Source organism: Clostridium sardiniense (assembly GCF_019753795.1).
In the GTDB taxonomy this organism is placed as follows: Bacteria; Bacillota; Clostridia; order Clostridiales; family Clostridiaceae; genus Clostridium; species Clostridium sardiniense.
This window is the reverse complement of record NZ_JAIKTU010000001.1, coordinates 166,930-180,499: the sequence shown is the minus strand read 5'-3', so window position 1 is coordinate 180,499 and position 13,570 is coordinate 166,930. Positions and strand designations below refer to the sequence as shown.

The window sequence follows — 13,570 nt, the reverse complement described above, 5'->3', positions numbered from 1 at the left end:
TTTATAGATAAATATTTTAAAAAGTTCCAGGCAGTATAACTTTAAATGAATTCTGCGATTTAGAATTAATGAATCTTACTCTATTTTTACCTTTAAAGGCACTCTTAATTCTGGATAAACCATTCCCATCATTTAAAAATCTCTTTTGTTTATCTAAGCTTATTAATTTCTCATATATCCACATGTTTCTTTTGCTGCAGGATAACTTATTAAAATCAACTGTTTTATCTATAAAATCACCAGGACTTGTAATTGCTACACTTTTATCAGTAATGACTACCTCTATAATCTTATTAATTTCTGTATACTCTCTATACAAAATAGCATTTTTTATAGCTTCTACAATCGTACATGATGGATAGTTACTTGGCATAATACTATTTATTTCTTTTTCTGCTTTATCTACCATTGTAAGTAGACTACCTTGTACTATTCTAATATCAGAACTATCACACTTATTGTTTCCCTTATTTCTTTTGCTTTGATTTTTTGATTTATTGACTATCTTTATCATATTATTTGGGATGCATAAATTATTAACCTCTGAAAACACAAGTAATCCACCATAAGTGCATCTATACCCATTTAATCTATCAACAAAATTAATTATGCCTGCACTTTGAAGTAAAAACTCTTTATTATCTTTATTAAGTTCTATTCCTTTTTGCCTAAAATATAACTTTAGTAAATTTTCATCTAGCATATTAATATTACTTCTTATAACACTTGTGGTTTCAACTGTTAGTTCCATATTATCTTCAAAGGCTGCAATAAGTTCACTTCTTCTCATAACATCTGTTATTGAACCTCTTCTTGTATAAAATATTCCATGTTCTTTAATTTGATATGGTCTCTGCTGACCATCACATATTGTAATTATAGCAACAGTCTTGCTATCTACCTTAAGAAAATCAACAATAATAGGAATAGGTGGATCGCATCTTGATGATATAATCTGTTGGACTTTCTCTTCTGTAAACATGTCCTCTTCTTTTATTCCCTCTATCATCTTACTTTTATCCCTTACTCCAACAACAATATATCCTCTTCCACCATTACAATTTGCAATTGCACATATATCCTTTGCAAATTCCTTTTTACCATTGTCAGTTAATAGGTCTAGTTTTAACTTAAAATCTAATTTTTGTCCTTCTTCTCTTTTAATTAAGGAGTTTAATTTTTTTCTATCCACAATTTTTCTTCCCTTTCTCCAAATTAAATACTTGTCCTGTTGATTATCTAGTTAAAAAGTTTTAAACCTCTCTATCTTATATTATATTTCTATTAATTAACTCTATTACTAATAGTTTTATACATATAATTATATTTTATAATAAAAAAATAAGTGACATTATAGACTAATTCACATATAGTCTATAATATCACTTTATAATTTATCTAAATCTATCTAACAATAGCATATTTTTCAAATTAAACAAGACTACTTTCTACTCTATCTCCACCTTGAATATTTATTTCTACATCTAAATTAAAATCAATTTTTGATAATACATCCTCTATAACTTTCTGTGGATATTTAATTTCTAATAGTCTTTCAACTTGCAAAATATCTATATCTTTATCAATAAAGCCATAAAAAAATTGTTCAAGATAATCTTTTATATTTTGTTCAGCTTTAGCTTTCAAAGTATCTAATGCTTCCTTAGAAACAACAAATCTTCCTTGTGCCTCAGCAATTACAGCCTTTACTTTTATCTTTTTATTAAGCGTAACTTTATCATCTTTATATTCAACGTTTGTCTTTGTCTTGCTATTTAAGATCTCTAGTGTTACGAATCCCTCATTCATTTGAGGATTTGCTATTTCTAATGTTCCTGTTTTTATTTTATCCATTAAAAAATTGTAGCTCATTCCATCTGTAACATCTATTTTTTCAATCATTTTATTATCTCTCATAAGTACTCCACCAGATAACTCAACTCTTTGGTCTACAACATCTTTTCTAATTTCTAACCCACTCATCACTGCATAATTATTTCCTATTTCTGAGTCTACTATATAGTCATTTATGTTACTTATTATACTCCTTGGATTTTTTTTATTTTTATCAACTAAATCATTTAAAAATAGTCCTATATACTCCTCATCATTTTGACTAATATCAATTAAATTTTTAACATCTCCAAAGTATACAAATGCATATGGTTTTACTTGGAATTCCTGATCGTTATTTATTAAATTTAAAAATTTATTTATCCCTTGTTTTGCAGCAGCTTCAGTAAATATTAATGCTCTATTTTGAGTAAAGTTAATTTTATAACTTGAAGCCATATTTACATCTCTTATAGCTTCAAGTGCTGTCTTACCAACACCTTTATATATCACTCTCTTACCATTATCTGAACTTTCACTTGTATTTCTATATGGTCTCATAGAGTCTAAATACAATATAACATTTCCTGTATCATCAATATCAAAAATTGCACTTGTTACAAATGTTATTTGATTTATTTCATTATAATTAAAGCATCCAGATAATATAGTAGGTACCATAAGAATTATTAATATTAAACTAAATATTCTTTTTCCATTCTTTTTCATATTCCTTTCCCTCCCCAATTATCTTCTTAGATATTCTATCAAGTCTTCCTCTGTATATTACATCCTTAAATTTAAATGTATCTATACTTCCAATTGGGAATAGATAAGAATATCCAGTTGATTTTAAATCTGCAAGTCTTGTTAAGAATATAAGGAAAGTAATAAATACTCCTGGAAGTCCATAAAATCCTGCTACTATTACAAATATAACAGACCAAATTGATAAAGCTCCATAAAGCTTTGGTACTAAGAAATAGCTTAATGTACTAAGGGCTACAACTATTATAGTTATCCTAGATGCAATACCAGCTCCAACTGCTGCATCTCCTAAAATAAGAGCTGCAACAATACTCATAGCTCCCCCAATTGGCTGTGGAAGTCTAAGTCCAGCTTCTTTAATTATCTGAAATGCAAAAATCATGACCAGAACTTCTACTACTGTTGATAGTGGCACACCAGCCCTTGAAACTGCTAATCTAAATAAAAATAATGATGGTATAAGAGAAGGGTGATAAGTTATAATTGCAACATACATACTTGGTATAAAAGTTGCAAAAACGAATGCCATCCATCTTATTACCCTTGTAAAATTAGTATAGGTTTTATTCAAATAATAATCATCTGGTGCTTGAAAATTCTCTATAAAAAAATATGGAGCTGTTATTACAAATGGTGTACCATCAACTAATACAGCTACTCTTCCTTCCATTATCTTAGAAGCTGCTTCATCTGGCTTTTCTGTATATCCAATAGTGTCAAATGCTGAATTTGATTCTCTAAGTTGGCTTTCTACATAATTAGTATCTAATATAAACTCCATATCCATATTTTTAATAACACTTTTTATGTAATTTATTAAATTGTCTGGCGCAACTTCCTTTATATACGCTACACATACAACTGTTTGGCTTTTATCACCTACATATATAGGTTCAAACTTAAGATCTGGATTTTTTATTCTTCTTCTAATAAGTGCTATGTTATCAACAAATAATTCATTAAAACCTTCTCTTGGACCCTTTACTACTGATTCAGTAAGAGGGACTCCAACACCTCTTCTTACATAACCTTTAACTTCGCAATAAATCATTTCTTCATAGCCTTCAACAAATATGACAACATCTCCTGAAACTATATGAAGCATTGCATCATCTATACTTGTTTTGTTCTCTACAAAGTTTGCAATATTAATTTCTAATACATTAGTAATTAGATCTTCAAGGCTTTGACATCTTACCTTTTTACTTCTTATTGGACTTACAATGTAGTCACTAAGAAATTGTGTACTACAAAGATTATCAATAAAAACTAATGTTGTCTTACCTAAAGGTCCATTAATTTCTCTATACTTGACATCAAAGCTATCTTTAAATCTTTCTTTGATTATTTCTAAATTATTTTTCATCTGCATCACCTAAAAATATTATTCCTCCAGAAATGTTTAATATTCATTATTTTGCTAATACTATACTTGAATGTTGTAACTTAGAGTTTTAGAGGTGATTTAATGAATAAACTATCAAGCAAACATTATTTATTTTTTATATGCGTTGTTTCATTTATAGGTTTAAGAAGTTATTCTTCCATTTTTATTAGTATGGGGGGTGCTGATACATGGATTGCTGGAATTATTGCAGGAATTATTTACTTAGCTTATTTATACTTCATTATATATGTATGTAAAAAGACAAATACTTTCGATATTAAGTTAATATTTAAAGGAGCATATCCTAAAAATATTGGTAATATATTTATTTTTATTTTTGCACTTACACTATTTTTAACATCAATTGAATCTACTGCAGCTCAAAGTGATTCAATACATTCTAATATATTTATCGAAACACCAATTTGGTATAGTTTACTATTTTTTATAATACCTGCTGCTTATTTAATTACAAGAAGACTTGAAACATTATTAATTGTAATAACAGTTACCATTATACTTGTATTCTCAACAATGTTTATTGTTGAGTTATTTACCTTCTCATATCAACATTACACTTATCTTTTACCTATAATGGGCCTTGGGATAAATAAAGAGTTTATTCTATGTATACTACTTATACTTGGTTCTTTTTGTTCGACAGCAGTTACTTTTCCATTCTTAAAATATGTAGAGAAAAAGGAAAAGCTAAGTAAATTTACTCTTATAGCTGGATTAATTATTGTATTCATTTCAGTAGCAAGTGTTACATCTGCTGTTACAACCTTTGGTCCCTTAAGAGCTAGTAATATATATTATCCTGAATTTTTAAGAACTCAGCGTATAGAGCTTCAAGGGTTTATAGAATTTGGTGATTTATTATTTATATCAAAGACAACTTGTTTATGGTTTCTTAAATATGTTCTTTGTGCTGTTGCTATACTTTATCTTTATAAAGATAAGTTCTCAAACAAAAGGGTATATGCCATTGTTTATTCGATAATTGCCTATATATGTGCATTTTTTATTACAAAAAATCATTATATCTTCTTTGACTTTTTAAAATATTATCAATTAATTGCTTTAGTACTACTTGGTATAATGCCATTTATAACATTTGCTATTTACTATTATAGATGGAATAAAAATTTAAAGGCTCAAGCTGCTGGAAACGTAAATACTCCAGCAAATAATCAATGTGCTTCTAATAATCATGATAACCCGACTAATCAAGGCAACTCGAATAATCAAAGTAGCCCAATTAATCAAAGCAATCCTAATAATCAAGGTATCTCAAACACTCAGGGCAACTCGAATAATTATGGTAACCCAAACAATCAGGGCAATCCAAATAATCATGATACTCCAAACAATCAGGGCAACCCGAATAATCATGATACTCCAAACAATCAGGGCAACCCGAATAATCAAGGTGCCCCAAACACTCAGGGTAACCCGAATAATCAAGGTATCTCAAACACTCAGGGCAATCCAAATAATTATGGTAACCCAATTAATCAAGGCAACTCGGATAATCAAGGTATCCCAAGTAGTCAAGGCAATCAAATCAATCAAAACATTTATGGTAATCAAAATTACTTTAATAGTACTACTAATAATGGTGCAACTACTCCAAACAACTTTAACAATAGGAATTACCCTAATGCTCAAAGTATTTTAAATAACCAGAACAATTATAATAATCAAATTAACTCTAGCAATGGAAATTATCCTAATAATCAAAGTACTTTAGACAGCAATAATAATTATAATAACCAAAATGAAACTAATAATTGTAGTGATCAAGATGAATCAAGCGGCTCCTATGTATTTGGTAATTATACTGATTCACAAAATAACAATCAAAATAACAGTGAAAGTAATAATCAAACTAATAGTAAACAAGATTTTAAAGAATCCCATATTAGCGGTAACTTTTTCTTCCCATCAGGCACACAGTCAAAGGAATAGAAAAATTATAATTAAAGATCATTATAAAGCTCACTATATACCAGTAAAGTCTATTACAAAGTTTACTATCTATTATCTAATTTTAATTATTAATATTCCCACAAATGCTTAGGTTTTATTATTTTACCTAAGCATTTTTTATATGTTCAAAGTACCATATATATCTAAATAATATAAGTAAACTGCCTATTTACATAGTACATACAAATTGACATTACTAGGCAATACCAATTATAATTTATATTATGACTTTAGTTTAAATTAAGGAGTGAAGCACTATGGAAAATAGCGAAGCTAAAAAAGTCATCTTTAGTGGAATTCAGCCTTCAGGAGACCTTACAATAGGTAACTATCTTGGAGCTATAAAAAATTGGGTGAAACTTCAAGATGAATATAACAGTTACTTCTGCGTTGTAGATTTACATGCAATAACAGTTCCTCAAAAACCTGCAGATTTAAGAAGAAGAACATTAGAACTTCTTTCAATATATTTAGCATGTGGAATTGATCCTGAAAAGAATACTCTTTTCATTCAATCTCATGTACCAGCTCATTCAGAAGGAGCATGGCTTTTAACTTGTAATTCATATATTGGAGAACTTTCAAGAATGACTCAATATAAGGATAAATCAAAGAAAGCCGGAGATTCAGTAGGAGCAGGATTATTTACATATCCTGTACTTATGGCAGCTGATATATTATTATATCAAACTGATTTAGTTCCTGTTGGTAAAGACCAAATCCAACATTTAGAACTTGCAAGAGATATAGCTGCAAGATTTAATAATACTTACAGCCCTACATTTAAAATACCAGATGGATATGTTCCTAAAACTGGTGCTAAGATAATGAATCTACAAGAGCCAACTAAGAAAATGTCAAAATCAGATGATAACTTAAATTCATTTATCTTAATCATGGATCCACCAGATGTTATAAGAAAGAAAATTTCAAGAGCCGTAACTGACAGTCTTGGAATTGTTAATTATACAGATGATCAACCTGGTGTTAAAAATCTTTTAAACATTTTGTCTGCAATAACAGAAAAGAGTCCTGAAACTTTAGTAAAAAAATATGAAGGCAAAGGATATGCAGAGCTTAAAGCAGATGTTGCAGAAGCTTTAGTAAATGAACTTGCTCCAATTCAAGCAAAAGTTAATGAACTTCTTAAAGATAAGAAAGCTTTAGAAGCTATTTATAAAGAAGGGGCTTCAAAAGCATCATATGTAGCAAATAAAACTCTTAGAAAAATGCAAAAGAAAATTGGATTTATTCCAAGATAATTTTTTAATATAACTAAGATAAAAAGGAGAATTACTAAATTCAGACTATGTTTAATTTAAGTAACTCTCCTTTATTTTATATAGTAAATTTAAAGTGTTATATCATTATATAAATGTAGTTTATTAATGATATAACACTAATTCTATTTATGGTATGAAACCGCTCTTATTAATTATATAGATGACAAGCAACAAAATGCCCTTTCTCTACTTCCTTTAATTTAGGTTGTTCCTTTGAGCAAATATCCTTTGCATACTTACATCTACTTACAAATCTACATCCTGGTTTAGGATTTATAGGACTGCTTACTTCACCTTCTAATACTATTCTATCATCTCTTTTTTCATTGCTATATTCAGGTAATGGTATAGATGACATAAGAGCTTTAGTATATGGATGTAATGGATGTTCATACACCTTATTACTTTCAGAAATCTCCATAAGATTTCCTAGATACATAACTCCAACCCTATCTGATATATGTCTTACCATTGATAAATCATGGGCAATAAAAAGATATGTTAACCCCATTCTTCTTTGTAAATCAATTAATAAATTTACAACCTGTGCTTGAATTGAAACATCAAGAGCAGAGATTGGCTCATCACATACAATAAATTTAGGCTCTACTGCAAGTGCTCTTGCTATTCCTATACGTTGTCTTTGTCCACCTGAAAACTCATGAGCAAATCTTGATGCATGCTCTTTGTTAAGACCAACAAGTTCTAATAACTCATATATCTTTTTTGTTCTCGCCTCTCCAGTATATAGCTTATGTATATCTATACCTTCTGCTATAATATCGCCAACTGTCATACGAGGATCTAATGAAGCATATGGGTCTTGGAAAATCATTTGACATGTCCTAGAATTAGCTCTTTTTTCTTTATTGCTAAACTTAGCAATATTTTTCCCGTCTAATATTACTTCGCCACCTGTTGCATCATAAAGGCCCATTACAGTTCTTCCGCAAGTTGTTTTTCCACATCCTGATTCACCAACTAATCCTAATGTTTCTCCTTTATTTATGGTAAAACTAACTCCATCTACTGCTTTTAGCGTCTTATCTTTTCCTACACTAAAATATTTTTTTAAATCTTTAACTTCTAAAAGTATTTCTTTGCTCATTAGCTTAAACCCCCTTCTTTAAAGGTGATTCTACCTTTGGTGCATTTTCATGCATAAGCCAGCAGTTTACCTTATGAGAATCTGTAATTATTGTTTCTTCTGGCATCTCTTCTTTACATATTTCCATTGCATACTCACATCTTGCTGCAAATGGACATCCAATTGGTGGATTTAATAAATCTGGTGGAGTTCCACTTATTGAATATAATTCTCCCTTATGTTCAGTATCTAAAGTTGGCATAGACTTTAATAACGCCCAAGTATATGGATGTTTTGCATCAGTAAATATCTCTTCAACCGTTCCTCTTTCAACTACTATTCCAGCATACATTACCTGTATCTTATCTGAGAATTCTGCAACAACTCCCAAATCATGAGTTATAAGAATTACAGATGTTCCAAGCTTCTCTTTTAAATCATTTATAAGATTCATAATTTGTGCTTGGATGGTTACATCTAAGGCTGTTGTAGGCTCATCTGCTATTAACACCTTAGGATTACAAGCAAGTGCTATGGCAATCATCATTCTTTGTCTCATACCACCTGAGAATTCAAATGGATATTGATTTATTCTACTTTCAGCATTAGGAATGTTAACTAATTTTAATAGTCTAATTGCTTCTTCTGTAGCATCCTTTTTATTCATACCTCTGTGTATTTTGAGAACTTCTATTATTTGTTTTCCAATCTTCATTGTTGGGTTTAGAGAAGTCATAGGATCTTGGAAGATCATACTTATATCTCCCCCTCTAAGTTTTTGAAGTTCCTTTTTATTTAAAGATAATACATCTTTTCCATTAAATATAATCTTTGAATCTTTATCTATCTCAGCTGGTGGAGTAGGTAGTAATTTCATTAATGATTTAGCTGTTATACTTTTACCACAACCTGATTCTCCAACTATAGCTAAAGTTTCGCCAGCTTCTAAATCAAAGCTAACTCCTCTAACTGCCTTAACTTCTCCAGCATAAGTGTGAAATAACACCTTTAAGTCTTTTACTTCAAGTATCTTTGACATTTCTTTTCCTCCTATACCGAATCCTTTTATTGTCTTAATTTAGGATCTAACGCATCTCTTAATCCATCACCTAATAAATTAAATGCTAACATTGTTATAGCAATAGCTAGTGATGGGAATATAAGCTGACTTGGGTAGAATAACATAACCTGTTGTCCTGCTGATGCCATAGCACCCCAACTTGTTTCTGGAGGTTGAATTCCAAGTCCTATAAAACTTAAAAATGCTTCAGCAAATATATAACTTGGTATATCAAAAGTTATATAAACTATTATTATTCCAAGTGAATTTGGTATCATATGTTTAAATATAATCCAAAGTGGACTTGCACCTAAAGTTTTTGCTGCCATTACATATTCTGATTCCTTTAGTTGCATAACTTGTCCACGAACCATTCTTGCAATCCCAGTCCATCCAGTAATACATAATGCAATTAAAAGTGGAAGTATACCATTTCCAAGTCTTACTGCAATTAATATAACTATAATTAAATATGGAATACTATTTAGTATTTCAACAATTCTCATCATTACATTATCTACACGTCCACCAAAGTATCCACTTATGCCGCCATATATTATTCCAACTAAACATTCAATTAACGTACCAACAAATGCAATAATTAAAGATACTCTACCACCAATCCATAATCTATCAAATAAATCTCTTCCAAGATTATCTGTTCCAAAGAAATGTTTTGCTGAAGGTCCTTGATTCATCTCACCCATATTTTGAACAGCATAATTTTCACCTGCTATTAGTGGTTGAATTACACACATCAATACAATTACTATTAAAACTATTAATGATACTAGTGCTACCTTATTTCTCTTAAGTCTCCTCCAAGCATCTTGCCAATATGTTAAATTTGGTCTTACAATACTTTCTGATTTTGTTTTATCTATCCCTACAATTTTAAATTTATCCCTACTTATTTCTGCCATACATAAATCCCTACTTTCCCTCAATCTTAATACGTGGATCTATAACACTATATAAAATATCAACAATTAATATTGAAAGAATATAAAGAGCTGAAAAGAAAACTGTTAAGCCCATTATAATGTTATAATCCTTAGCATAAATCGCATCAATTAAAGCATTACCTATCCCTGGTATAGCAAATATTCTTTCAATTACAACTGTACCTGTAATTATTGTTGCAATTTGAGGTCCTAGTATTGTGATTATTGGTAATATAGCATTTCTTAAAATATGTTTCATTGAAATAGCACATGAAGATAATCCCTTCGCCTTAGCTGTCAAGATGTAATCTTGGCTTACAACCTCTAGTACTGATGCTCTCATATATCTTGCATATGTTGCTATTCCTGCAAAACTTAATGCTATTGTAGGTAATATTGTAAATTTAAACTGCTCTATAAAGGGTATTGAACTATCATACCATCCTGCAATAGGAATTCCATGAGATCCTCCAATTACTAATTGTATTAATGTAGCTAAAACAAAACTCGGTATTGATACACCGAGTATTGCTATAAACATAACCACATAATCTATTGGAGTTTCCTTTTTAAATCCTGCTAAAATCCCAAGTAATACACCAATTACTAACCCAAAGGCTACAGATTGTAAACCTATCCTGACTGATGCTGGAAAGTTGTCTTTTAATTTATCTTTTACACTCATCCCTGGTGTTACGAAAGAATCACCTAAATCTCCTTTTAAAAGATTCTTCATATATACCATATATCTTTCAGTAACAGGTTTATCTAATCCATATTTAATTTCCATATTTTTCGCAATTTCTGCTGGCAATTTCTTTGCTTGAGATGTTACTGGATTTCCTGGCATACTGTTCATTAAGAAAAATGTTGCAGTAGCTATTACAAATAAAGTAACTATCATTAAAGCCAGTCTTTTTAAAAGATACTTAACCATGTGGTCTCCTCCTCAAATTTCTAGATTACTCTCCTATAGATGTCCATCTTAATTGATATGTCCCCCCAAATTTAGGAAGTTGTAATCCCTTTACATTCTTCTTTTGGAATGAATGGATATCTTTATAGTAAGTAGGAGTCACAGCTGGATTCTTAACTACTTCTATTTGCTCAATCTCTTTATACATCTCAAGTCTCTTATTATTATCAGTTTCAGTATTTAATTTTTCTAATAATTCATTTACTTTTGCATCATTATATTTACCTGTGTTATTTGTATTTGATTTTCCAAACAAATCAAGGAATGTTATTGGGTCATTAAAGTCTGCTCCCCATCCTGCACTTGCAATTTCAAAATCTCCATTGTCTAACTTAGTTAAGAAATCTGAGAAATCTGCTGCAGTAACTAATTCTATATTAACACCAAGCTTTTGTTTCCATGTGTTTTGCATAAATTCACCTTGACTCTTTGCTGTTGCATCGCTAGTTTGTAGTAAGAATTTAAAAGTATGTTTTGCTGGATCTGGATCTAATCCAGCTTCCTTTAATCCTTCTATTAATAATTTTTTTGGATCTTCATTCATAACCTTCTTTAAAGGTTGTTCTACCTTATCACGATAATCAACATCTCCAACTGCTATTCCTTGTGGAACTAATCCATATGCTGGAATAGCTCTTTTTAATACATCTTTAGTATATCCTTCTCTATCAGATGCAATTGATAATGCAAGTCTTACCTTAGGATTACTTAATGCCTTATTTTTACTCTTTATATTATATTGACCATAGAATACACTTGGTGCAGTTCCTGTAACTTCATTCCATTTACCATCCTTTGCACCTTGTTGAAGTTTAGCTAAGAATTCTCCTTGTCCGCCCATTACATCTAATTGGTTATTAGTAAACATTTGGTATATAGTACTTTGTTCTGTAAGCTCCATAAAATCTACTTCGTTTAATTTTACATCCTTTGCATTCCAGTAATTAGGATTCTTTTTAAGTTCAAATTTAGATCCCTTTTGCCAATTTGATACTGTAAATGGTCCACTATAAACAAGCTTTGATGGATCACTTCCATATTTGTCACCTTGTGATTCTACTATATCTTTTCTTTGCGGTGCCAGATTTGGATATGCAACTAATTGGTCAAAGTATGGTACTGGATTTTCAAGTGTAACAACTAATGTATTATCATCTGTTGCCTTTATTCCAACATCTTCAACTTTAGCTTTACCATTAAAATAATTTTCACCATTTTTTACTTTAAATAAGAAGAATGCATATTGTGATGCAACCTTAGGGTCTAGCAACCTCTTCCATGAATATTCAAAATCCTTTGCAGTAAGTTCCTTTCCATCACTCCACTTTAATCCTTTTCTTAAATGGAATGTATAAGTCTTACCATCCTTACTCTTATCATAAGATTCTGCAGCACCTGGTACTGGTTTATTATCATTGTATACAAGTAATGTTTCTTGTGTATTTTGAGTTACACTATGAGAAACTTCATCTGTTGCTTTAACAGAATCAATAGTCTTAAGAGCCCCACCTGATGTTAACTTTAAAGTTTCTGCTGACTTTCCTGATGATTCTGTATTGCTACCTCCACATCCTACAAATAATGATGCTGTTAATCCAAGCATCACTATTGCTCCTATGATTTTTTTCTTTCTCATTTTTAACGCCCCCTTTTTTTCTTGTTTCTATTCTATCAAAGATGGAGTCACTAAATTATATATTTTTTGAAAATTTTTTATCATATTAAATCAATCATAAAAATACTCTGTTTTTTTTATCATTTTCTCATATGTTTTTCTGTTGAATACATATGTATTCCGTGGTGTTTTTTGTAAATTTTGTGTTTTTTTCAATACAGTATAATTGATATCAATTCTTAACTAATACACTTCCATAATATAATCCATAGTTACATATAATTTCTTAATTTATAATACTAAACCATAAGGTGGCTTTAATCCTAGTAATGTGATAATTTTTCAATTCACTTTTAATATTTACTAATGTAATATATTCTTTTAAAAGTAGACTATACATAAACACTGTATTAATATAATAAATACTGTATCAAAGCCCATCTGTAATTTTTTTGAATCTTTTCTTTATGAAGTAAATTAATAGTTTATTTTAACCATTTTCTTTTAATATTTAACTATAAATATGTATATTTTTATGCTATTTTTGAATATTTAGTTAATAAATTAACATTTTAGATACATATTAAAATATGAAAAATCCAAAAAATAAGTAGATAAATATACT

10 protein-coding genes are annotated in these 13,570 nt (G+C 29.7%); 2 read left to right on the top strand and 8 right to left on the bottom strand.

Annotated elements, in window-relative coordinates; translation table 11 throughout:
* Positions 1-16: 16 nt before the first annotated feature.
* The 3 genes from K5V21_RS00730 to K5V21_RS00720 form a co-directional block, all read right to left on the bottom strand.
* Positions 17-1,192: an AlbA family DNA-binding domain-containing protein gene (locus K5V21_RS00730; protein WP_221858332.1), complete on the bottom strand. Its 1,176-nt coding sequence runs from the start codon at positions 1,190-1,192 to the stop codon at positions 17-19.
* A gap of 239 nt (positions 1,193-1,431) precedes the next feature.
* Complete coding sequence (locus K5V21_RS00725; RefSeq protein ID WP_221858331.1) at positions 1,432-2,562, bottom strand: Ger(x)C family spore germination protein; 1,131 nt, start codon at positions 2,560-2,562, stop codon at positions 1,432-1,434.
* Positions 2,534-3,967 carry a spore germination protein gene (locus K5V21_RS00720; RefSeq protein WP_204593211.1) on the bottom strand — a complete coding sequence of 478 codons (1,434 nt, stop codon included), beginning with the start codon at positions 3,965-3,967 and terminating at the stop codon, positions 2,534-2,536. Before K5V21_RS00720 ends, K5V21_RS00725 begins: the two co-directional genes overlap by 29 nt.
* A gap of 102 nt (positions 3,968-4,069) precedes the next feature.
* Between K5V21_RS00720 and K5V21_RS19480 the strand changes: the two genes are divergently transcribed.
* On the top strand, positions 4,070-5,959 hold the full coding sequence (locus tag K5V21_RS19480) for a GerAB/ArcD/ProY family transporter (RefSeq protein ID WP_221858330.1): 1,890 nt from the start codon (positions 4,070-4,072) through the stop codon (positions 5,957-5,959).
* A gap of 278 nt (positions 5,960-6,237) precedes the next feature.
* Positions 6,238-7,242, top strand: coding sequence for a tryptophan--tRNA ligase (gene trpS / locus K5V21_RS00710; protein ID WP_221858328.1), 1,005 nt, complete (start codon positions 6,238-6,240; stop codon positions 7,240-7,242).
* Between the two features lie 169 nt (positions 7,243-7,411).
* Here trpS and K5V21_RS00705 read toward each other — a convergent pair whose 3' ends face one another.
* Genes K5V21_RS00705 through K5V21_RS00685 form a run of 5 tightly spaced genes read right to left on the bottom strand, consistent with a single transcriptional unit; the run spans position 7,412 to position 12,966 of the window.
* Positions 7,412-8,371: an ABC transporter ATP-binding protein gene (locus K5V21_RS00705; protein ID WP_221858326.1), complete on the bottom strand. Its 960-nt coding sequence runs from the start codon at positions 8,369-8,371 to the stop codon at positions 7,412-7,414.
* A gap of 4 nt (positions 8,372-8,375) precedes the next feature.
* Positions 8,376-9,389, bottom strand: coding sequence for an ABC transporter ATP-binding protein (locus K5V21_RS00700; protein WP_221858324.1), 1,014 nt, complete (start codon positions 9,387-9,389; stop codon positions 8,376-8,378).
* Between the two features lie 26 nt (positions 9,390-9,415).
* The gene (locus K5V21_RS00695) at positions 9,416-10,333 is read right to left on the bottom strand and encodes an ABC transporter permease (RefSeq protein ID WP_221858322.1); all 918 of its coding nucleotides are present in this window, start codon (positions 10,331-10,333) and stop codon (positions 9,416-9,418) included.
* Between the two features lie 10 nt (positions 10,334-10,343).
* On the bottom strand, positions 10,344-11,291 hold the full coding sequence (locus tag K5V21_RS00690) for an ABC transporter permease (protein ID WP_221858320.1): 948 nt from the start codon (positions 11,289-11,291) through the stop codon (positions 10,344-10,346).
* A 25-nt stretch (positions 11,292-11,316) separates the two neighbouring features.
* Positions 11,317-12,966, bottom strand: coding sequence for a peptide ABC transporter substrate-binding protein (locus K5V21_RS00685; RefSeq protein ID WP_221858319.1), 1,650 nt, complete (start codon positions 12,964-12,966; stop codon positions 11,317-11,319).
* Positions 12,967-13,570 lie beyond the last annotated feature (604 nt).

What these genes read in the sequence shown, in the direction of transcription:
- K5V21_RS00725 (WP_221858331.1), bottom strand. Translation starts at nt 2,562, where the DNA reads ATGAAAAAGAATGGAAAAAGAATATTTAGTTTAATATTAATAATTCTT.
- K5V21_RS00720 (WP_204593211.1), bottom strand. Translation starts at nt 3,967, where the DNA reads ATGAAAAATAATTTAGAAATAATCAAAGAAAGATTTAAAGATAGCTTT.
- K5V21_RS19480 (WP_221858330.1), top strand. Translation starts at nt 4,070, where the DNA reads ATGAATAAACTATCAAGCAAACATTATTTATTTTTTATATGCGTTGTT.
- trpS (WP_221858328.1), top strand. Translation starts at nt 6,238, where the DNA reads ATGGAAAATAGCGAAGCTAAAAAAGTCATCTTTAGTGGAATTCAGCCT.
- K5V21_RS00705 (WP_221858326.1), bottom strand. Translation starts at nt 8,371, where the DNA reads ATGAGCAAAGAAATACTTTTAGAAGTTAAAGATTTAAAAAAATATTTT.
- K5V21_RS00700 (WP_221858324.1), bottom strand. Translation starts at nt 9,389, where the DNA reads ATGTCAAAGATACTTGAAGTAAAAGACTTAAAGGTGTTATTTCACACT.
- K5V21_RS00695 (WP_221858322.1), bottom strand. Translation starts at nt 10,333, where the DNA reads ATGGCAGAAATAAGTAGGGATAAATTTAAAATTGTAGGGATAGATAAA.
- K5V21_RS00690 (WP_221858320.1), bottom strand. Translation starts at nt 11,291, where the DNA reads ATGGTTAAGTATCTTTTAAAAAGACTGGCTTTAATGATAGTTACTTTA.
- K5V21_RS00685 (WP_221858319.1), bottom strand. Translation starts at nt 12,966, where the DNA reads ATGAGAAAGAAAAAAATCATAGGAGCAATAGTGATGCTTGGATTAACA.